Origin of the sequence: Pseudonocardia kongjuensis, assembly GCF_039526905.1 — a bacterium.
Classification (GTDB): Bacteria; Actinomycetota; Actinomycetes; order Mycobacteriales; family Pseudonocardiaceae; genus Pseudonocardia; species Pseudonocardia kongjuensis.
In genome coordinates this window covers 143,979-163,102 of sequence record NZ_BAAAJK010000027.1, presented here as the reverse complement: position 1 = coordinate 163,102, position 19,124 = coordinate 143,979, and the positions used below count along the sequence as shown (strand labels likewise).

Here is a 19,124-nt window from a genome sequence, read left to right as displayed (position 1 = left end):
GGCGGCTCAGCCGCCGATCGAGTCGCCCGCGCCGGACTCCTGCGCGCACAGGTCGGACTGGTCGGTGACCGAGTCGCCGCTCGCCGCCTGGCCGGAGCCCAGCAGGCCCAGCGCGCCGGTGACGCCGTTGCCGGCGGCCGCGTTCTCGACCGGGACCTGCACGCCGAGCACGTTGACCGGCACGTTGTTGTTGCAGGCCTGGATCGGCACGTCGAGGTTGTTGCCGTTCCCGGCGGCGACGAGGCCGTCGGCGCCCTTGTCGATCTCGTCGCCGTGCCCGGCGAACGCCATCGGGCTGATCGCGAGCAGCGACGCGGCCGATGCCGCCACGACAATTCCAGCCTTCTTCAGCACAGTTTCTCTCCTGTCGGTCCGGTGGTCGCCGGTACGGCCGCCACACTGCCGATGCAGCGAACATGGGGGAGCCCGCATCGGCTGCCGTGCACCGTATTCGGGCGAAATCGCCGACTCAATTCAGGCAATTCCATCGTGTGACCGGATCACCCTGGGTTCGGTTTCGCACCCGATGCGGTCGATTCCGGGAAAGCGCATTCCGGTGCGCCGGGCGGCGGGCCCGGGCCGCGCCGTCAGCTCCCGCAGAACGTCCGGCGGTAGGCGGCCGGGGGCACGCCGAGCTGTGCGGCGAAGTGCCTGCGCAGCGCGGTGGCGGTGCCGAACCCGCACCGGTCGGCGATCCGCTCGATCGACAGGTCGCCCAGCTCGAGCAGCTCCCGGGCCCGCTCCACACGTTGGCGCAGCAGCCACTCCAGCGGGCTGAGCCCGGTCTCCGCGCGGAACCGGCGGGTCAGGGTGCGGACGCTGACGTGCAGCCGGGCCGCCAGCTCGTCGAGCGACAGCGGCCGGTCGAGGCGGTCGAGCATCCACTCGCGCAGCCCGGCGGTGCCGGTCCCGGTGCGCTCGGGCGTGACCGGGCGGGCGACGTACTGCGCCTGGCCGCCCTCCCGGTAGGGCGGCACCACGGTCCGGCGGGCGACCTCGTTGGCGACGGCGGCGCCGAAGTCCCGCCGGATCAGGTGCAGGCACAGGTCGATCCCGGACGCCTCGCCGGCCGCGGTGAGGATCCGGCCCTCGTCGACGTAGAGCACGTCGGGCTCCACCTGCACCTGCGGGAACCGGCTGCGCAGGCGCTCCGCGGAGAGCCAGTGCGTGGTCGCCCGCCTGCCGTCGAGCAGGCCGGCCCGGGCGAGCGCGAAGGCCGCGGTGCAGATCGAGACGATCCGGGTGTCCGGCCCGATCGAGGCGAGTGCCGCGCCGAGGCCGCCGTCGAGGACGTCCGGGTCCTCGTCGTGCGGGGCGTGTGCGGCGAGCACGACCACGGTTCCCGCGCCGGCGAGGATCTCCGGCCCGTGGTCGACGACGATCGCGAAGTCACCGTCGGTGCGCACCGTCCCCGGCACCGGCGCGCAGGTCCGCACCCGGTACAGCGGGTCGCCCGCGGCGGACCGGGCCCCGCCGAGCAGCTGATGGACCAGCCCCAGCTCCATCGGCAGCACCCCCGGCCGGACGAGCACGGCGACCTCGTGCCGGCCGTCGGTGTCCGCCGCCGGGCCGGGATGTGACCCGCCGAGGTCCGGCAGCGGGGCGCCGTCGAGCAGTGCGTCCAGCGCGCCGGTCAGCGCCGGACAGTCGCGCCACGGGTTCGCCGCCGGGCAGTCCCGCACGTGCGCCAGCACGGTGCGGACGATCGCGGCCCGCGCACCGAGCCGGTCGAGCTCGGCGAGCCGGTCGGCGATCGTGTCCCGGCGGTCCGGGTCGAGCAGGGCCGCGATGCCCTCCAGCGGCAGGCCGGTGTCCCGGGCCGCGCGCAGCAGCGCCAGCTCGCGCAGCTCGGCGCGGCCGTACCAGCGGCGCCCGCCGGCCCGGCCCGCCGGGCGGACCAGACCGCGGTCGTCGTAGTGGCGCAGCGCGGACACGGTCGTCCCGAGCAGCCGGGCGGCGGCGTCGATCGGCAGCCGCGCTCCGCTCAAGCCGGCTTGAGTCTCCACCGGGCCCAGGATGCCCGCCGGGCGGGCGGTGCGCACGCCGGCGGGCGGCGACGGGGCCACCCCGGTCACCGGAGCGCGTCCCGCGGCGGCAGGTCGCGGTCGTGGCGCTGCCCGCCCCACAGGCCGGGGATCAGCGGCGCCACCAGCACCGTGACGGCGGCGACCGCCATCATCAGCGGCACCGCCCGGGCGCCGAGCTGGACGGCCGCGACGATCGGCCCGCCGATCACCACCAGTGCGACGGTGGCGGCGCGGAGTGCGGCGACGTGCGGGGTCAGCGGCAGCCGCAGCGGGCGCACCGCACCCGCCGCCGCGAGCGCGGCGGCGAGTGCGAGCACGGCCAGCGCCGCGGTGACCGTGGCCGGGAGTGTCCTCAGGACGGCCAGGGCGGTGACACCGAGCGCGGTGGCCGTGAGGGCGGTGCCGCTGGGGAGGGCGACGGAGACCGGCAGTCTGTTCATGACTGCGAGCCTGGTCCGGCCGGCGGGGAGCGGACACCGTCCGGACGGACACCGGGCGAACAGATCCGGCCAGATCCGCGCCCCGGCGCCGGGCCGGGTCAGGGCCGGAGCTGCGCCGAGGTCAGCGCCGGAGCTGCTCGCCGATCTGCTTGAGGACCTCGGTCTGCTCCCGGACCGCCCCGATCAGCGCGGTGATCTGGTCGTCGCCGTGCCGCATCTCCTGGTAGAGCGCGCTCACCGCGTAGGCGGTCGCGGCGGTGTGGCCGTCGGTGGCCTCGGTGTAGTCCTTCGCCCGATCGGCCGCGGAGAGGAGGTCGAGGGCGTGCTCGATGACGTGCTGGCCGCTCTCGCGGTGACTCTGGGGCTCTGGCATGTCCGAATTGTACCTATCCGGGTGATCGACGAGCGCGACTTCCGTCGGTGCGCCGACAACCTTCGCAGGGTGCGTTCCACCCGCCCGGCCCGGCAGGCTCGGTCCCGCCGAGCGAGAGGGGCGCACCGATGGACGACACGGGGACGGCCACGCTGCCGGAGCTGCTGGCGGTGGTGCTGCTCGATCCCGGCACCGGCCGGTTCGTCGTCGACCGGCAGCGCACCGAGCGCGCACTCGCCGGGGCGGTGCTGCTCGACCTGGCGGCCCGCGGCCGGCTGGCGACCGACGATCGGCCCCGGCCGCGGCTGCGGCTGCTGCCCGGACCGGCCACCGACGTCGTCACCGAGCGGGCGACCCGACTGCCGTCCGGCTGGTTCCCGGCCCGCCGCGGGGTGAGCAGGCTGGTGCCGGGGCTGCGGCCGGCCGTGCTGGACGCGCTCGGCAGCGGCGGGCACGCCGACCGCGAGCCCGGCGGGTTCCTGCGGTCCGCCCGGTGGTGGCCGGAACCGGCGCTGCGCGGAGCGCTGCTGGCCGGGGTGGCCGCCGCGCTGCGCGACGGCGTCGCCGTCGACGCCCGGCTCGCCGGGCTGGTCTCGCTGCTGCACGCCGTCCGGGCCGAGCACCGGGTGCTCGACGGGCGGCGGCGCGAGCTGCGCGAACGGGCCCGGGTGGTCGCCGACGGCGACTGGGCCGGCCCGGCGGTGACCGCCGCCGTCCGCGAGGTGCAGGCCGTCACCGCGGCGGTGGCCGCCTCCGCGGTGACCGCGGGGGACGGCCGGTGAGCCGGGCGGGCGCCGCCACCGCGCCGGGACGGGGGAGGTCCTGACCGCGGTGGCCGGGGCGGCGGCCGGGCGCGGGGCACCGGGGGGTCCCCGCGCCCGGCCGCTCCCGGGGGAATCTCCTGGACAGCTGCGGCGCGCCGCCTATGGTCGACGGGTGCCGGTCCGACCCTCCGCGATGTCGGCGATCCTGATGATCGCCGTCACCGTCGCCGGACTGACCGTCGCCGAGACCCGCGAGATCGACGGCCCGCTGCACGTCCTGCAGCTGATCGCCGGTGCCGCCGCGATCGCGGCGATCCCGTGGCGGTACCGGTACCCGCGGGCGTTCGGCGTGGTGGCGGTGCTGTCGGCGAACGTCTCGCCGCTCACCAGCTACCTGCCGCTGGTCGGGGTGTTCGTCGTCGCGACCCGGCGCCGGGTGTCCGAGACGGTCCTGATCACGGTGCTCGCGCTCGGCGGGGCCGCGCTCAACCTCGCCGCGATCCCGGACCCGCAGACGATGTGGGCGATGCTGCTCGGGGCGTCGACGCTGCTGGTCAGCTCGGTCACCGCGGGCCTGTTCACCGGCACCCGCCGGGCGATGGTCGACGACCTGCGCGAGCGGCTCACCCGGGCCGAGGTGGACCGCGCGCTGCGCGACGAGCAGGCCCGGATCGCCGAGCGCCGCCGGATCGCGGGGGAGATGCACGACCGGCTCGGGCACCGGCTGTCGCTGCTGTCGGTGCACGCGGGCGCGCTGGCGCTGCGCACCGACCTGTCCGCCGAGACCGTCCGGGAGAGCGCGCAGGTGCTGCGCGACACCACGCACCGGGCGATGGAGGACCTGCGCACGATCGTCCAGGTGCTGCACGACCCGCCGTGCGACGAGTCCGAGGACACCGAGGACCTGACCGCGGTCGAGGGCCTGGTGTCCGAGGCGCGTGCGGCCGGCGCGGACGTGTCGCTGCGGTCGACCGCGCTGCTGATGGTGGCGCCGCCGGGCAGGCCGCTGGCCGGGGTCGCCTACCGGGTGGTGCGCGAGGGCCTGACCAACGCGGCCCGGCACTCGCCGGGCGCGCCGGTGGAGGTGGTGCTCGACGGCCGTCCGGGCCGCGACCTGACCGTCACCGTCACCTCCGGCTGCACCGGCGACCGGCCGGCCCCGGAGGGCGCGGGGACCGGTCTGGTGAGCCTGCGCGAGCGGGTCGAGACACTCACCGGCGGCACGCTGGCGCACGGCCCGCTGCCGACCGGGTACCGGCTGCGGGCGGCGCTGCCGTGGCGGAAGGAGAGCGCGTGAGTCCCGATCCGGAGATCCGGGTGCTGCTCGTCGACGACGATCCGCTGGTCCGGGCCGGTCTGCGGGTGATGCTCGACGGGCACGTCCTGGCCGACGCACCGGCGCCGCGCCGGATCCGGGTGATCGGCGACGCCGGTGACGGCGACGAGGTGCCGGAGGCGGTCCGCGCCGGGCGGCCGCACGTGGTGCTGATGGACCTGCGGATGCGACGGGTGAACGGCGTCGTCGCGACCCAGCGGCTGACCGCGGAGCCGGACCCGCCGACGGTGGTCGTGCTGACCACGTTCGACGCCGACGAGCACGTAGTGCGGGCGCTGCGGGCGGGCGCGGGCGGGTTCCTGCTCAAGGACGCCGCCCCGGAGCGGATCGTCGAGGCGGTCCGGGCCGCCGCCGACGGCGACGCGGTGCTGTCCCCGGCGATCACCCGCAGGCTGATCGGCATCGTGAAGGGCGGGGCCGGCCCGCTGGACCGGCGGCGCGCCGCCCGCTCCCGGCTGGACCGGCTCGCCGAGCGGGAGCGGGACGTCGCCGAGGCGGTCGCCCGCGGCGGGTCGAACGCCGACATCGCCGAGGAGCTGCACATGTCGGTGGCGACCGTGAAGTCCTATGTGTCCAGGCTGCTGCGGGAGCTGGGCCTGGACAACCGGGTGCAGATCGCGCTGCTGGTCCGCGACGCCGGCGACTAGTTCGCCGTCCCGTCCGGGCAGCAGGGCATGAAGCTCACCTCGACCCTGTTCGTCTCCGCCGACGGCGTCTACCAGGGCCCCGGCGCCCCGGCGGAGGACATCTCGGGCGGCTGCACCCGGGGCGGCCGGCTGGTGCCGCACGTCGACGACGAGCTCGGCTCGGTGATGACCGGCATCGTCGGCCGGGCCGGCGTGCTGCTGCTCGGCCGGCACCGCGCTGACCCCGACCGGGTCGCGGACGACCCCGGCCGGCGTCGGCGTCCACACCTACCGGGTCGGCGGGCGCCCTGAGTACGGCGCGATCGAGGTGGCGTGATCGAGGGTGCTCAGCGGGGCCAGGGATTGGGGGCGCAGCCCTGCAGGCCGAGGGTCTGCTGCTGCATCACCGGGGCCGGGCGGCCCGGCCCGGGGCAGGGTTCGTGGCCGTGCCCGAGCCAGTGCCCGACCTCGTGGTTCACCAGGTAGTGCCGGTAGGCGGTGAGGTCGCGGGCGTAGTCCGGGGTGCCGGTGACCCAGCGCTCCAGGTTGAGCACGACGCGGTCGCCGTTGCGGCAGGACAGCCTGCCGACGGTGTCCAGCGGCAGGCACAGCCGGTCGGCCAGCTCCGGGGTGGCGAGCACGATCCGCAGCGGCGCCGGGCCCTCGGTGCGGGCGAAGCCGACCGAGCCGTCGCCGCCCCAGGAGCGGGGATGGTCGAGCACCTCGGAGACGAACGCGGCGAACGCGGCACCGTCGACGTCGATGCCGCGTTCGATCTCGACCCGCATCGGGACGGTCCGCGCGCGTCCGGCGGGCGCGGCGTGCCCGCCCGGGACGACGACCGTCTCACCGGACGCGGAGCGCGGCACCTCCCGGCTGCGGACGCCCGCCCGGACGTCGGCTTCGGAGAGCGCCGGCGCTCCGGGCTCTGCCGGTGCTGCCGATTCTGCCGGTGCTGCGGATCCTGCCGGTGCTGCGGATTCGGCCGGTGCTGCCGGAGGGGCGGGCGCCGCCGTCGCCTCGCCGAGCGGTGGCCCGGGCGCCGGGCCCGGCGGGTCGTCGACGGTGCCCGGGCCGCAGCCGGCCAGCAGGGTCAGCGCCGCCAGCAGGGCCAGCACGACCGGCCCGGTCCGCACCGCCGGCCCGGTCCGCACCGCCGGCCCGGTCCGCACCGCCGGCCCGGTCCGCACCGCCGGCCCGGTCGACTCAGCCGGCGCGGTGGACCCAGCCGGCCCGGTCGACTCAGCCGGCGCGGTCGACTCAGCCGGCGCGGTCGACCCAGCCGGCCCGGTCGACCCAGCCGACCCGGTCGACCCAGCCGGCCCGGTCGACCCAGCCGGCGCGGCGGACTCAGCCGGCGCGGTGGACTCAGCCGGCCCGGTCGACCCAGCCGGCCCGGCAGACACGGCCGGCCCGGTCGGCGCGGCGGTGCCGGTGCGGGCCGGCCGGGCACCGGCCCGGATGAGGTGCGGCACGCGGCCAGGGTGACAGAGCCGGACCGCGCGCACGAGCCGCCACGCGCCGTACCCGCCGCCCGGTCAGGCGATCCGCTTGAGCTTCTGGATCACCAGCTCGCCGTCCAGCAGGTCGCCCATGACCTGCTGGAAGTGCACCAGGTGCGGGGTCTGCAGGTGCGCGCCCAGCTTCTCGTCGGTCTCCCAGTTCTCGTAGAAGAAGAACACCGCCGGGTCGTCGACGCCCTGGTGCAGGTCGTAGTTGACGTAGCCGTCCTCCTTCGAGGTCGGCTCGACCAGCTTCTCCAGCTCGGCCCGCAGCTCCGCCTCCTTGCCCGGCCTGGCGCGCATCCGGGCGATGACGGTCAGCAGCTCGCGGTTGTCGTCGGTGGGGGTGGGCATCGTCGCCTCCGTCGTGGTCGGTCCTGCCCGACGACTATCGCGCATCTCAGCGGGTGCGGCGCCCCGCACCTGGTTACCGTCGGCCCCATGAGCGATGGCGCGGGCACCCGGGTGACGGCCGGAGCGATGGCCGAGGCGGCCCGGGAGTGGCTCGGCACGCTCGACGCGGGGCAGCGCGAGCGGGCCACCGGGCACGCCCCGAGCGGCGACGGCGGCACCGACGCCGAGCGCAGGCGCTGGTTCTACACCCCCACCGACCACGGCGGGCTGACCTTCCACGAGCAGCTCCCGCCGCAGCAGCGGGCCGCGATGAAGCTGATCGGGTCGGGCCTGTCCCGGCCCGCCTACGTCACCGTCGTGACGGTGATGGGCCTGGAGAACCTGCTGGACCACACCGAGGGTTTCGTGACCATGTTCGACCGCTCCCGCGGTCGCGATCCGCTGATGTACTACCTGCGGGTGTTCGGCGAGCCCGGCGGCAGCGGCGCGTGGGGCTGGCGGTTCGGCGGGCATCACGTGTCGGTCAACATGCTGGTCGTCGACGGCGAGGTGGTGGCGACGACGCCGTGCTTCCTGGGGGCCGATCCGGCGTCGTCGGAGCTGCTGGGGGACGCGACGCTGCGCCCGCTGGGGCGGGTCGAGGACCTGGCCCGCGATCTCGTGCGGTCGCTGCCGGCGCCGCTGCGCGGCCGCGCGGTGCTGCTGGACAAGGCCCCGCCGGACGTGGTCGCGGCGAACCGGGCCGATCCGCAGGAGGGCGACAACTGGATCCCGCTGGCCGGGGTCTGGCGGGACCGGTTCGGCTCGGACGCCGAGCAGGCGAAGCTGGACGCGGTGAGCGAGGCGATCGAGGAGCGGGCCGGGTTCACCGACGCCGAGAAGGACGTCGTGCGGCTCTCCCGCACGCCGCGCGGCGTCCCGGCCGCGGAGCTGGACGCCGGGCAGCGCGAGATGCTGCGCGCCCTGCTCGGCACCTACCTGGGCCGGGTGCCGGCCGAGGTGTCGCCGATCGGCCGGTACGACGACGACGCCGAGCTGGACCGGGTGCACCTGGCCTGGGCCGGGTCGCTGGCCGACGGCGCCCCGAACTACTACCGGCTGCAGGGGCCGCGGCTGCTGGTCGAGTGGGACAACACCCAGCGCGAGGCGAACCATGCGCACTCGGTGTGGCGGGACCCCTCGGCCGACTTCGGGCTGGACGTGCTGGGCGCGCACCGGGCGGCGCACCACCTGCGGTGAGGGATCACGGCCGGTAGGCGGGCGCCCGGCTCGGGCCCTCCCGGTGCCGGTCGGCGAGCAGCGGCCGCCAGCGCGGCGCGACCAGCGTGGACAGCACGACGACGCTGGCCGTGCGGGCGACCAGCGGTGAGCGGCCCAGCGCGAGCAGGGTCGCCTGCAGGTCCTCGTGCGAGGACGCCGCGATCCGGCACAGCACGTCCGACGAGCCGGTCGTCGCGTACGCCTCGGTCACCGCGGGGAGCGCGGCCAGTGCCGCGGTGACGTCGTCCAGCTCGCCCTGGGCGATCTCCAGCGTCACGAACGCCTGCACGCCGAAACCGGCCGCGGGAAGGTCGACGTCCGGCCCGTAGCCGGTGACCACGCCGGCCCGTTCCAGCCGGTCCAGCCTGGCCTGCACGGTGCCGCGGGCGACGGTCAGCGCGCGGGACAGCTCCAGCACCCCGGCCCGCGGCCGGTCCGCGACGGCGGCGAGCAGGTCGACGTCGAGGGCGTCGAGATGGATCGGCTCGGGCACGCCGCGGAGTCTAGGCCGGGCCGGGACGCACCCCGCCCGGCCCGCTCCCGGCACGGCTCCGGCACGGGATTGGCAAGCATCTGGCAAGGCTTGACAAGCTTGTGCAAGCCGTTGCAGGGTGAGGCCGTCCCACCGCGGGGACACGCACGAGGAGGAGCACCGTGGCGCCCACCCTGACCGACGTCGCCCGGACCGCAGGCGTCGCACTGTCGACCGCGTCCCGGGTGTTCTCCGATCCGGACCGGATCGGCGCCGGGACCCGCCGCAAGGTGCTGGCCGCCGCGCAGGAGCTCGGGTACGCGCCGCGCACCGCCGAGCCGGCGGCCGCGCCGGTCACCGCCACCGTCGCCGCGGTCGTCCCGGACATCGCGAACCCGGTGTTCTCCCGCTTCGTCAAGGCCGCCCAGGCGCAGGGCAGGCAGGTCCGCTCCACGGTGGTCGTCGCCGACACCGACTACGACGCCGACCGCGAGCGCGAGGTGATCACCGGGCTGTGCCCGCGGGTGGACGGCATCGTCGTGCACTCGTCCCGGCTGGACGGCGCCGAGGTGCTCGACCTGTGCGGCGGCACGCCGTCGGTGCTGGTCAACCGCGAGGTGCCCGGCGGGGACTGCGTGATCGCCGACTCCACGCAGGGGCTGCGCCAGGTCGTCGACCACCTGGACGCGCTGGGCCACCGGCACATCGCCTACGTGCAGGGCCGCTCGGACTCCTGGTCCAACCTGCACCGGGTCGGCCTGGTGCGCGAGCTCGCCGCCGAGTACGGCTGCGAGCTGTCGCTGCTGGGCTGGCACACCGAGACCACCGACGGCGGCAGCGCCGCCGCGGCCCGGGTGCTGGCCTCCGGCGCGACCGCCGCGATCGCGCACAACGACCTGGTCGCGCTCGGGCTGATGGCCGGGGCCCGCGCGCTCGGCGCCCGGGTGCCCGACGACCTGTCCGTCGTCGGCAGCGACGACATCCCGTTCGCCGCGCTGTCCGAGCCGGGCCTGTCCAGCATCGCCACCCCGATGGACCGCGCCGGGACCCTCGCCATGGAGATCCTCGGCCGCGCCGCCGCGGGCGAGCGCACCGCGCCGCGGGCGGTCCGGCTGCCCACCCACTTCGTCGCGCGCGGCACCACCGGCCCGGCGCCGGCCCGCTCCGCCACCGCACTGGAGGTCACCCCGTGAAGATCGTCGTCGCCGACCAGAACCTGGCCGGCATCCGCGCCGAGACCGAGGCGGCACTGCCCGCGGGCAGCGAGATCGTCTGGTCGCCGACCCGGGACGCCGCCGACATCGCCGCGCTGGTCGGCGACGCGGACGTGCTGATCGGCGGGCACTGCCCGAAGGAGGTCGCGGACGCGGGGCCCGGGCTGCGGCTGGTGCACGCCGCAGGCGCCGGCACCGACGGCATCGACGTCGGCGCGCTGCCCGCCGGGTGCACCGTCGCCAACACCTTCCACCACGAGGACTCGATCGCCGAGTACGTCGCCGCCTCGGCGGTCCTGCTGCGCCGCGGCTTCCTCGCCCAGGACGCCGCGCTGCGCCGGGGGGAGTGGCCGACCCCGGCCTTCGACCCGGCCGCACCGTGGACCGGCTCGCTGCAGGAGGCGACCGTCGGGTTCGTCGGCTTCGGGCACATCGGGTCCCGGGCCTGGGAGCGGCTGCGGGCGTTCGGTGCGCGCGGCGTCGCGGTGACCGGGCGCGGCGCGGTCGACGCCGCCGCGACCGGCCTGGACTGGGCGGGCAGCACCGCCGACCGGCTCGGTGAGTTGCTGGCCTGCTCGGACGTGGTCGTCGTCAGCGCCCCGCTCACCCCGGCGACCGAGGGGCTGATCGGTGCCGCCGAGCTGGCGTCCATGAAGGACTCCGCGATCCTGGTCAACGTCGGCCGCGGGCCGCTGGTCGATGAGCGGGCGCTGTACGAGGCGCTGCGCGACGACGTGATCGGCGGCGCCGCGATCGACGTCTGGTACGGCTACCCGGCGCCGGGCACGGCGCGGGCGGAGCCCTCGTCGCTGCCGTTCCGGGAGCTGGGCAACGTGCTGATGACCCCGCACAGCTCCGGCCTGACCCGGCAGACGTTTCTCGGCCGCGCCGCCGCGATCGGCGCGAACGTCCACCGGCTCGCGGCCGGGGAGCCCCTCGCCGACGTGGTGGCGGTGAGCGGCCGGTGAGCGCGGCCGACCGGATCGTCGCCGCCGAGGTGCTGCTCACCTCGCCCGGCCGCAACTACGTCACCCTGAAGGTCACCACCGCGGACGGGCTGACCGGCTGGGGCGACGCCACGCTCAACGGCCGCGAGCTGGCCGTCGCCGCCTACCTGCGCGAGCACCTCTGCCCGCAGCTGGTGGGCCGCGACCCGGCCCGGATCGAGGACACCTGGCAGTACCTCTACCGGGGCGCCTACTGGCGGCGCGGCCCGGTCACCATGACCGCGGTCGGCGCGGTCGATCTCGCGCTCTGGGACATCAAGGGCAAGACCGCCGGGCTGCCCGTCTACCAGCTGCTCGGCGGCGCCGTCCGGGACCGGGTGCGGGCCTACACGCACGCCACCGGTTGGGAGACCGCCCAGCTGTGCGACGCCGTCGACGCCGTCCGCGAGCGCGGCTTCACCGCGGTCCGGGTGCAGAGCGGGGTGCCCGGCCTGGACTCGGTCTACGGCGTCGGCCGCGGACCGGGCTACGAGCCGGCCGGGCGCGGCACCGTGCCCGCCGAGGAGGTCTGGGACACCGCCGCCTACCTGCGGCACGTCCCCGGCGTGCTGGCCGAGGTCCGGGCGCACGCCGGTCCGGAGCTCGCCCTGCTGCACGACGCGCACCACCGGCTCACCCCGATCGAGGCCGCCCGGCTCGGGAAGGCCGTCGAACCGGCCGACCTGTACTGGCTGGAGGACGTCACCCCGGCCGAGAACCCGGACGTGCTGCGCCGGGTCCGGGCGCACGCCACCGTCCCGCTGGCGATCGGCGAGGTGTTCTCCACGCTGTGGGAGTTCCAGCAGCTGATCACCGAGCAGCTGATCGACCACGCGCGGGCCGCGGTCACCCACTCCGGCGGGATCAGCGCGCTGCGCAGGCTGGCCGCGCTCGCCGACGTCTGGCAGGTGAAGGTGAGCCCGCACGGCCCGTCGGACGTCTCGCCGATCGCGATGGCGGCGAGCCTGCACCTCGCGCTGGCCACGCCGAACCACGGGATCCAGGAGTACATGGGCTACCCGGAGCAGGCGCACGAGGTGTTCCGGCACGCCTGGACCTGCACCGGCGGCCACCTGCACCCCGGCGACGCACCCGGCCTCGGCGTCGACGTCGACGAGGCGCTCGCCGCCCGCCACGACTACGAACCCGCCCTGCTGCCCGTCGCGCGCCGCCGCGACGGCTCGATGACGGACTGGTGACCATGCAGTTCCCGACCGGGATCGTCCACATCGGACTGTCCAACTTCCACCGGGCGCACCAGGCGGTGCACACCGCGGCCGCGCTCGCCGCCGAGCCCGGCCCGTGGGGCGTGCTCGGGGTCGCGCCGCGCAGCGCAGCGGTCGCCGACGCGCTCGTCGCCCAGGACCTGCGGTACGCCGTCGTCGAGATCTCGCCGGACGGCGAGCGGGCGAGCGTCCCCGCGGTGCACACCGGGGCGCTGGTGGCGGCCCGTGATCCGGAGCCGGTGCTGGCCGCGCTCGCCGCGCCGGACACCCGGATCGTCTCGCTGACCGTCACCGAGCGCGGGTACACGATCGATCCGCGCACCGGTGGCATCGATCTGGACGATCCCGGCGTGCGGGCCGACCTGGCCGGTGCGAGCGGCACCGCGATCGGCCTCCTGGCCCGCGGCCTGCTCCGCCGGGCCCGCGGGCACGGTGCCCCGGTCACCGTCCTGAGCTGCGACAACCTGCTTGCCAACGGCGAGGTGACACAGCGCCTGGTCCGCGGGTTCGCGGCCGCGCTGCCGGCCGCCGAGCGGGCGGACCTGCTCGGCTACCTGGATTCGGTCACCTTCCCGAACTCGATGGTGGACCGGATCGTCCCGGCCACCACCGACGCCACCCGGGCCGCCGCGGCGCGGTTGACCGGCGTCGCGGACGCCGTCCCGGTGCCCGCCGAGCCGTTCAGCATGTGGGTGCTGCAGGACGCGTTCGCGGCCGGCCGGCCGGCCTGGGAGGCGCCGGGCGACGGTGTCCCCGGCGCGGTGTTCACCGACGACGTCGCCGGCTACGAGCTGCTCAAGCTGCGGCTGCTCAACGGCACCCACTCGCTGCTCGCCTACCTCGGCGCGCTCGCCGGGGAGGACCTGATCGCGGACTCGGCGGCCCGGCCGTCGATCCGGGCCGCGGCCGGGCGGGTGCTGCACGACGACTACCGGCCCACCGTGCGGGTGCCCGACGGCGTCGACGTCGACGACTACGCCGCCCGGCTGTTCACCCGCTGGTCGAACGTCGCGCTCGGGCACCGCACCCGGCAGGTCGGGTCGGACGGGTCGCTCAAGCTCGCCCAGCGGATCCCCGGCCCGGCCGCCGAGCACCTGGCGTCCGGCACGATGCCGCACCATCTCGCGCTGACCGTCGCCGGCTGGCTCGCCTGCGTCGCACCGCCCGCCGGGTTCGATCCCGGCCCGCACGCCGCCGCGATGGCCGAGCCGGCCCGCGACCGGCTGGCCGCGACCGCGGCCGGCCCGGCCGACGGGCACGTGCGGGCCGGGCTGGACCTGCTCGGCGGGGATCCCGGTGGCGGGTTCGCGGCCCGCACCGCCGAGCTGCTCGACGTGCTCGTGCGGCACGGCGTCGACGCCGCGGCCGCCGAGGCCGCCGGTGAGCGGAGGGCGGCATGAGCACCGGAGCGATCCCCGGGCGCACCCGCGCCGCCGTCCTGCACGCCGCGCTCGACCTGCGGGTCGAGGAGGTGCCGGTGACCGGTCCCGCCCCCGGCGAGGTGCTCGTCGCGGTCGAGGCGGTCGGCGTCTGCGGCTCCGACGTGCACTACTTCACCGACGGCCGCAACGGGCGCAACGTGCTGCGCGGCCCGATGGTGCTGGGACACGAGGCGGCCGGCGTCGTCGCCGCGCTCGGGCCGGGGGTGACCGGACCGGCGGTCGGCACCCGGGTCGCCGTCGAACCGGCGGTCGGCTGCGGGGACTGCCCCACCTGCCGGTCCGGCGCCTACCACCTGTGCCCGTCCGGGACCTGCCTCGGCTCGCCGCCCACCGACGGCGCCATGTCCGGCTACCGGGCCGTCCCGGCCCGCGCCGTGCACCCGCTGCCGGACACCCTGCCCACCGAGCTCGGCGCGCTCGTCGAACCGCTGGCGGTCGCCGTGCACGCGGTCCGCCGGGCCGGGGTGTCCACCGGGCACCGGGTGCTGGTCACCGGTGCCGGGCCGATCGGGGTGCTGGTCGCCCAGGTCGCCCGGGCGGCGGGCGCCGAGCAGGTCGTCGTCACCGACGTGCACGACGCCCGGCTCGACCGGGCCGCCGGGCTCGGCGCCACCGGCACCGTCAACACCGCCCGCGACGAGCTCGGGGAGGCCACGTTCGACCGGCTGCTCGAGTGCTCCGCGGTGCCCGCCGCGCTCTGGCAGGGCATGCACGCGCTCGGCCCGGCCGGGCGGGCGACCGTCGTCGGGCAGGCACCGCCGGCCGTCGACGGGCTGCCGCTGGCGCTGATGCAGCGCTGGGAGATCGACCTGAACGCCTCGTTCCGGTCCGCGCACGCGTTCGGGCCTGCGCTCGGGCTCGCCGCGTCCGGACGGGTGGACCTGGCCGGCGTGCTGACCGGCCGGTTCGCCCTCGCGCAGGCACCGGACGCGCTGCGCGCGCCGGGTGCCGACCCGCACCACCTGAAGGTCGTCGTCCGCCCGGGCGACTGACATCCCGCCCCGCACGGGGCCCGACTCCATCCGAGGACGCATGGACACCAGCGGAACCGCACCGAACCCGTCCACAGTGGATCCCGATCGGCCGGCCGACCCGAAGGCGACCCGCAAGGCGGCCTGGGCCGGTCTGGTCGGCACCACGCTCGAGCAGTACGACTTCGTCATCTACGGCACCGCATCGGCGCTGGTGTTCTCGACGCTGTTCTTCCCGAACGTCTCGCCGACCGTCGGCATCCTGGCCAGCTTCTCCGCCTACGCGGTCGGGTTCCTGGCCCGGCCGCTGGGCGGGCTGTTCTTCTCCCGCTACGGCGACCGGCTCGGCCGCAAGTGGATCCTGGTCGCGACGCTGCTGCTGATGGGCGGCTCCACGCTGCTGATCGGCCTGCTGCCCACCTACGAGATGATCGGCGTGTTCGCGCCGATGCTGCTGGTGGTGTGCCGGTTCTTCCAGGGCTTCGGCGCCGGGGCCGAACAGGCAGGCGCGGCGACCCTGCTCACCGAGACGGTCGGCCGGGGCCGGCGCGGCCGGTACGCCTCGCTGGTGATGGTGGGCGCGGCGCTCGGCACCGCGCTGGGTGCCGTGGTCTGGATCGCGGTGCAGCAGCTGCCCGAGGAGCAGCTGATGAGCTGGGGCTGGCGGCTGGTGTTCGGGTCCAGCCTGATCGTCACGGTCGTCGCGATGGTGATCCGCCGCAAGCTCGACGAGAGCCCGGTGTTCGCCGAGCTGAAGGAGAACCACGTCGCGCCGGCCAAGCCGGCCGGCGAGGTGTTCCGGCACGGCCGCCGTCCGATGCTGCTGGTGCTGTTCATGAACGTCGGGACCAGCGCGCAGTCCTACACCTTCCAGGTGTTCATCGCGTCCTACCTGGTGATGCAGGTCGGCGTGGACTCGTCGTTCGTGCCGCCGGTGCTGCTGGTCGGGGCGATCTGCGGCGGCCTCGCCGCGTTCGGCTTCGGCTCGCTGTCCGACCGGGTCGGGCGGCGCCCCGTCTACGTCGGGATCATGGCCGGGATCGTGCTGCTGCCCTGGCCCGCGTTCGTCGCGCTGAACACCGGTGACCCGGTCGCCATCGTGGTGACCATCGTGATCGGCTTCGTGCTCGCCGTGAACGGCGGCGTCGGCGTCCAGATGAGCTACTTCCCGGAGCTGTTCGGCAGCCGCTACCGCTACGCCGGGGTCACCCTGGGCCGGGAGTTCTCCTCCGCGCTCGGCGGCGGCGTCGCACCGCTGATCTGCGCCGCCCTGCTCAGCGCGTTCACCGGGTCCTGGATCCCGGTCGCGCTCTACATGTCGCTGATCGCGCTGGTCAGCCTGGTCGCCGCCTGGATGGCGCCGGAGACCCTGGACCGTGATCTCACCGTCCCGCACGACGCCGGGGCCCCGCCCCGCGGCCGGGTGGACGCCTGATGGGGACGGCGCCACGGGCCGTCTGCCTCGGCGAGACGATGGGCCTGCTCGCCGCCACGTCCGTCGGCCGGCTCGCGCACGTCGGCGAGATGGCGCTGGGCATCGGCGGCGCGGAGAGCAACGTCGCGATCGCGCTGTCCCGGCTCGGGGTGCCGACCGCGTGGACCGGCCGGCTCGGCGCCGACGCGATCGGCGACCGGGTGGCCCGGGAGCTGACCGCCGAGCGGATCGCGGTGCACGCCGTCCGCGACCCGGACGCGCCGACCGGGCTGATGCTCAAGGAGCGCCTGCCCGGCGGCCGGATCAAGGTCTGGTACTACCGCTCGCACGCCGCCGGGTCCCGGCTGGTCGCCGCCGACGTCGACGACGACCTGATCGCCGCCGCCGAGCTGCTGCACGTCACCGGCATCTCACCGGCGCTCGGGCCGGGCCCCGGGGCGGCCGCGGCGCACGCCGTCGCGGTCGCCCGGGCGGCCGGGACGACGGTGTCGGTCGACGTCAACCACCGCTCCGCGCTGTGGTCCGACGACGCCGCCGCCCCCGCCCTGCGGACCCTCGCCGCCTCGGCGGACGTGCTGTTCGCCGGGGACGACGAGGCGCGCCTGGTGCTCGGGAGCACCGAGACCGATCCGGAGACGCTGGCCCGCGGGCTGGCCGGGCTCGGGCCGTCCGAGGTCGTGGTGAAGCTGGGGGCGGACGGGGCGCTCGCGCTGGTCCGGGACGGCCGGGCGTCGGCTGGTGTGGGGGCTGCGGGGACTGCGGGGGCCGCGGGCGGCAGCGCCACGTCCGGCGGCTGGACGGTGCTGTCCGAGCCCGCGGTGCCGGTCGAGGTCGTCGACCCGGTCGGCGCCGGTGACGCGTTCGTCGGCGCCTACCTGGCCGAGCGGCTGGCCGGCCGCGACCCGGCGGCCCGACTGCGCACCGCGGTCGCCGCGGGCGCGCTGATGTGCACCGTCCCCGGGGACTGGGAGGCGCTCCCGGACCGGAGCGACCTGGCCGCGATGACCGGACCCGACGTGAGCCGCTGAGCTCACACCCCGTCGCCGTCGTCCGCACCCGTCGCAGCGGGTGCGGACCGGGGCGACGGGGTGCGGACCGGACGGCGGGCGAAGGCGGGGGCCCGCTCCGGGAGGGGGCCGACGCCGACCAGGTAGGCCGGGACGATCCGCAGGGCCGGCACCCGGCGCATCAGGCCGAGCACCGCTGCCGGCGGGGTTGTCAGCGTGCCGTCGAGTGCGGGAGCGGCGACCAGCCGGTGCATGATCCGTTGCACGCCCTGGACCAGCACGGTCGGCAGCAGCCGCCGGCGCCGGACCCGCGCGAGATCGGCGCCGGGCACGCTGCCCCGCCGCAGTGCCGGGGCGAGCAGCCTGGCGGCGGCGACCGCGTCCTGCACGGCGAGGTTGATCCCGACCCCGCCGATCGGGGACATCGCGTGCGCGGCGTCGCCGATGAACAGCAGGCCGTCGACGTGCCAGCGGCGCAGCCGGTTCAGCCGCACGTCGAGATGCTTCACGTCGTCCATCGAGCCGATCGCGCCGACCCGGTCGGCACAGTCCGGGATCAGCTCGGCGACGTCGGCCCGGAACGCCTCGATCCCGCGGGCGCGCAGCGCCGCGTCGGAACCCTTCCGGCCGAGGTAGGCGATCTGCAGGTAGCCCTCGCGCGGGATGACGACGGCGAACCGGCCCGTGCCGAGCCGGGGCGTGAGCATCGCGCCGGTCTCGTCGGGCCGGCGCGGCAGCCGGAACCACCAGGCGTCGAACGGGACCCCGAACTCGCGCACCGCCAGACCGGACCCGGACCGCAGCAGCGAGTGCCTGCCGTCGCAGGCCACCGTCAGCTCGGCCCGGAGGATCCCCGACGCGCCGTCCGCGGTCCGGTACCGGACGCCGGTGACCCGGCCGTTCTCGCGCAGCACGCCGGTCGCCGCAGTGCTGGTCCGGAGCGTGAACGACGGCTCGGCGCGGGCCGCGTCGGCGAGCAGGTCCAGCAGGTCCCACTGCGGCATCATCGCGATGTAGGGATGCCGCACGCCGAGCCGGGCCAGCCGGGCCAGGTCGCCGACGACCTGCGGCGGGCCGCCGCCCGGGGTGGGCAGGGCGACCTCGGTGATCCGGCTCTGCGGCAGGGCCGCGACCCGCTCGCCCAGCCCCAGGTCGTCGAGCAGGTCGAGGGTCGACGGGTGCACCGTGTCGCCGCGGAAGTCGCGCAGGAAGTCGGCATGCTTCTCCAGGACGGTCACCCGGATCCCGGCCCGGGCGAGCAGCAGCCCGAGCACCATCCCGGCGGGGCCGCCCCCGACCACGCAGCAGGTCGTCCGCTCCATCGCGTCACCTCGAATCGGCCGTGACCGACTGTAGCCCCGGACGCCGGCGGGGGCCCGCCGTTCCCGGCCCCGACGTCGCACCCGCTGGAGCCGGTGCGGCGTGGGGCCCGGGGTGCGGTGGGGGCTCGGGTGACGGCGCCGCGTGGTTGTCGCACCCTCTGCGCGACGTCGCACCGGGTGGAGTTGGTGCGGGGTGGAGTCCGGGGTGCGGCGTGGGAGCCGGGGTGCGGTGTTGGGCCCGGGTGACGGGGCGGCGTGGTTGTCGCACTCTCCGCGCGACGTCGCACCGGCTGGAGTCGGTGCGGGGTGGGGCCCGGGGTGCGGTGGGGGAGCCGGGGTGCGGTGTCGGGCCCGGGGTGCGGCGGGG

At 76.4% G+C, this 19,124-nt stretch carries 20 protein-coding genes and 1 pseudogene; 12 read left to right on the top strand and 9 right to left on the bottom strand.

The genetic code is table 11. The annotated features are described in order from the left end of the window. Positions 1-6: 6 nt before the first annotated feature. From ABD160_RS22070 to ABD160_RS22055, 5 genes and pseudogenes are all read right to left on the bottom strand, one after another. On the bottom strand, positions 7-330 hold the full coding sequence (locus ABD160_RS22070; RefSeq protein ID WP_344025484.1) for a hypothetical protein: 324 nt from the start codon (positions 328-330) through the stop codon (positions 7-9). A 257-nt stretch (positions 331-587) separates the two neighbouring features. Continuing rightward, positions 588-1,505 carry a GlxA family transcriptional regulator gene (locus ABD160_RS33360; RefSeq protein WP_425563648.1) on the bottom strand — a complete coding sequence of 306 codons (918 nt, stop codon included), beginning with the start codon at positions 1,503-1,505 and terminating at the stop codon, positions 588-590. A gap of 279 nt (positions 1,506-1,784) precedes the next feature. Beyond that, positions 1,785-2,006 (bottom strand): annotated as a pseudogene (locus tag ABD160_RS33355) (MerR family transcriptional regulator); the annotation flags it as partial. A 65-nt stretch (positions 2,007-2,071) separates the two neighbouring features. Beyond that, positions 2,072-2,467: a hypothetical protein gene (locus ABD160_RS22060; protein ID WP_344025480.1), complete on the bottom strand. Its 396-nt coding sequence runs from the start codon at positions 2,465-2,467 to the stop codon at positions 2,072-2,074. Positions 2,468-2,588: 121 nt separating this feature from the next. Further along, the gene (locus ABD160_RS22055; protein ID WP_344025478.1) at positions 2,589-2,840 is read right to left on the bottom strand and encodes a hypothetical protein; all 252 of its coding nucleotides are present in this window, start codon (positions 2,838-2,840) and stop codon (positions 2,589-2,591) included. Between the two features lie 128 nt (positions 2,841-2,968). Between ABD160_RS22055 and ABD160_RS22050 the strand changes: the two genes are divergently transcribed. The 4 genes from ABD160_RS22050 to ABD160_RS22035 all read left to right on the top strand — a co-directional run bounded on the left by ABD160_RS22050 (position 2,969) and on the right by ABD160_RS22035 (position 5,878). Then, positions 2,969-3,622, top strand: a complete 654-nt coding sequence (locus tag ABD160_RS22050; RefSeq protein WP_344025476.1) for a GOLPH3/VPS74 family protein — start codon at positions 2,969-2,971, stop codon at positions 3,620-3,622. A 154-nt stretch (positions 3,623-3,776) separates the two neighbouring features. Then, positions 3,777-4,901 carry a sensor histidine kinase gene (locus ABD160_RS22045; RefSeq protein WP_344025474.1) on the top strand — a complete coding sequence of 375 codons (1,125 nt, stop codon included), beginning with the start codon at positions 3,777-3,779 and terminating at the stop codon, positions 4,899-4,901. Further along, positions 4,898-5,587, top strand: a complete 690-nt coding sequence (locus ABD160_RS22040; protein WP_344025472.1) for a response regulator — start codon at positions 4,898-4,900, stop codon at positions 5,585-5,587. Before ABD160_RS22045 ends, ABD160_RS22040 begins: the two co-directional genes overlap by 4 nt. Positions 5,588-5,614: 27 nt before the next feature. Further along, positions 5,615-5,878 carry a hypothetical protein gene (locus tag ABD160_RS22035; RefSeq protein WP_344025470.1) on the top strand — a complete coding sequence of 88 codons (264 nt, stop codon included), beginning with the start codon at positions 5,615-5,617 and terminating at the stop codon, positions 5,876-5,878. A gap of 35 nt (positions 5,879-5,913) precedes the next feature. Here ABD160_RS22035 and ABD160_RS22030 read toward each other — a convergent pair whose 3' ends face one another. After that, on the bottom strand, positions 5,914-6,756 hold the full coding sequence (locus ABD160_RS22030; protein ID WP_344025468.1) for a DUF3152 domain-containing protein: 843 nt from the start codon (positions 6,754-6,756) through the stop codon (positions 5,914-5,916). A gap of 348 nt (positions 6,757-7,104) precedes the next feature. Continuing rightward, the gene (locus tag ABD160_RS22025) at positions 7,105-7,422 is read right to left on the bottom strand and encodes a putative quinol monooxygenase (protein ID WP_344025466.1); all 318 of its coding nucleotides are present in this window, start codon (positions 7,420-7,422) and stop codon (positions 7,105-7,107) included. Positions 7,423-7,509: 87 nt separating this feature from the next. Here ABD160_RS22025 and ABD160_RS22020 point away from each other — a divergent pair, with 87 nt between their 5' ends. Further along, on the top strand, positions 7,510-8,661 hold the full coding sequence (locus ABD160_RS22020; protein WP_344025463.1) for a DUF3500 domain-containing protein: 1,152 nt from the start codon (positions 7,510-7,512) through the stop codon (positions 8,659-8,661). A 4-nt stretch (positions 8,662-8,665) separates the two neighbouring features. Here the strand turns inward: ABD160_RS22020 and ABD160_RS22015 are convergent, their stop codons facing one another. Beyond that, the gene (locus ABD160_RS22015) at positions 8,666-9,175 is read right to left on the bottom strand and encodes an Lrp/AsnC family transcriptional regulator (protein ID WP_344025461.1); all 510 of its coding nucleotides are present in this window, start codon (positions 9,173-9,175) and stop codon (positions 8,666-8,668) included. A gap of 161 nt (positions 9,176-9,336) precedes the next feature. Between ABD160_RS22015 and ABD160_RS22010 the strand changes: the two genes are divergently transcribed. From ABD160_RS22010 to ABD160_RS21980, 7 genes are read left to right on the top strand one after another with little or no spacing between them, the layout of a single operon-like run. Further along, positions 9,337-10,347 carry a LacI family DNA-binding transcriptional regulator gene (locus tag ABD160_RS22010; RefSeq protein WP_344025459.1) on the top strand — a complete coding sequence of 337 codons (1,011 nt, stop codon included), beginning with the start codon at positions 9,337-9,339 and terminating at the stop codon, positions 10,345-10,347. Continuing rightward, a complete protein-coding gene (locus ABD160_RS22005; protein WP_344025457.1) occupies positions 10,344-11,336 on the top strand; it encodes a 2-hydroxyacid dehydrogenase in 993 nt (330 codons plus the stop codon). Before ABD160_RS22010 ends, ABD160_RS22005 begins: the two co-directional genes overlap by 4 nt. Next, the gene (gene manD / locus ABD160_RS22000) at positions 11,333-12,553 is read left to right on the top strand and encodes a D-mannonate dehydratase ManD (protein ID WP_344025455.1); all 1,221 of its coding nucleotides are present in this window, start codon (positions 11,333-11,335) and stop codon (positions 12,551-12,553) included. The genes ABD160_RS22005 and manD overlap by 4 nt, the downstream gene beginning before the upstream one ends. A gap of 2 nt (positions 12,554-12,555) precedes the next feature. Next, entirely contained in the window at positions 12,556-13,980 is a 1,425-nt protein-coding gene (locus ABD160_RS21995) for a mannitol dehydrogenase family protein (protein ID WP_344025601.1), read from the top strand. Next, the gene (locus ABD160_RS21990; protein WP_344025453.1) at positions 13,977-15,014 is read left to right on the top strand and encodes an NAD(P)-dependent alcohol dehydrogenase; all 1,038 of its coding nucleotides are present in this window, start codon (positions 13,977-13,979) and stop codon (positions 15,012-15,014) included. Before ABD160_RS21995 ends, ABD160_RS21990 begins: the two co-directional genes overlap by 4 nt. A gap of 40 nt (positions 15,015-15,054) precedes the next feature. Beyond that, entirely contained in the window at positions 15,055-16,428 is a 1,374-nt protein-coding gene (locus ABD160_RS21985; protein ID WP_344025450.1) for an MFS transporter, read from the top strand. Next, positions 16,428-17,456 (top strand): sugar kinase, encoded by a 1,029-nt coding sequence (locus tag ABD160_RS21980; RefSeq protein ID WP_344025448.1) that lies wholly within the window; start codon positions 16,428-16,430, stop codon positions 17,454-17,456. Before ABD160_RS21985 ends, ABD160_RS21980 begins: the two co-directional genes overlap by 1 nt. A gap of 2 nt (positions 17,457-17,458) precedes the next feature. Here ABD160_RS21980 and ABD160_RS21975 read toward each other — a convergent pair whose 3' ends face one another. Next, positions 17,459-18,757, bottom strand: coding sequence for an FAD-dependent oxidoreductase (locus tag ABD160_RS21975; RefSeq protein ID WP_344025446.1), 1,299 nt, complete (start codon positions 18,755-18,757; stop codon positions 17,459-17,461). Positions 18,758-19,124 lie beyond the last annotated feature (367 nt).

Bases quoted from the DNA above. Each gene is read 5' to 3' on its own strand.
- ABD160_RS21980 (WP_344025448.1), top strand. From the start codon at position 16,428: ATGGGGACGGCGCCACGGGCCGTCTGCCTCGGCGAGACGATGGGCCTG.
- ABD160_RS22025 (WP_344025466.1), bottom strand. From the start codon at position 7,422: ATGCCCACCCCCACCGACGACAACCGCGAGCTGCTGACCGTCATCGCC.
- ABD160_RS33360 (WP_425563648.1), bottom strand. From the start codon at position 1,505: ATGGAGCTGGGGCTGGTCCATCAGCTGCTCGGCGGGGCCCGGTCCGCC.
- ABD160_RS22020 (WP_344025463.1), top strand. From the start codon at position 7,510: ATGAGCGATGGCGCGGGCACCCGGGTGACGGCCGGAGCGATGGCCGAG.
- ABD160_RS22035 (WP_344025470.1), top strand. From the start codon at position 5,615: ATGAAGCTCACCTCGACCCTGTTCGTCTCCGCCGACGGCGTCTACCAG.
- ABD160_RS21990 (WP_344025453.1), top strand. From the start codon at position 13,977: ATGAGCACCGGAGCGATCCCCGGGCGCACCCGCGCCGCCGTCCTGCAC.
- ABD160_RS22050 (WP_344025476.1), top strand. From the start codon at position 2,969: ATGGACGACACGGGGACGGCCACGCTGCCGGAGCTGCTGGCGGTGGTG.
- ABD160_RS21975 (WP_344025446.1), bottom strand. From the start codon at position 18,757: ATGGAGCGGACGACCTGCTGCGTGGTCGGGGGCGGCCCCGCCGGGATG.
- ABD160_RS22060 (WP_344025480.1), bottom strand. From the start codon at position 2,467: ATGAACAGACTGCCGGTCTCCGTCGCCCTCCCCAGCGGCACCGCCCTC.
- ABD160_RS21995 (WP_344025601.1), top strand. From the start codon at position 12,556: ATGCAGTTCCCGACCGGGATCGTCCACATCGGACTGTCCAACTTCCAC.
- ABD160_RS21985 (WP_344025450.1), top strand. From the start codon at position 15,055: ATGGACACCAGCGGAACCGCACCGAACCCGTCCACAGTGGATCCCGAT.
- ABD160_RS22055 (WP_344025478.1), bottom strand. From the start codon at position 2,840: ATGCCAGAGCCCCAGAGTCACCGCGAGAGCGGCCAGCACGTCATCGAG.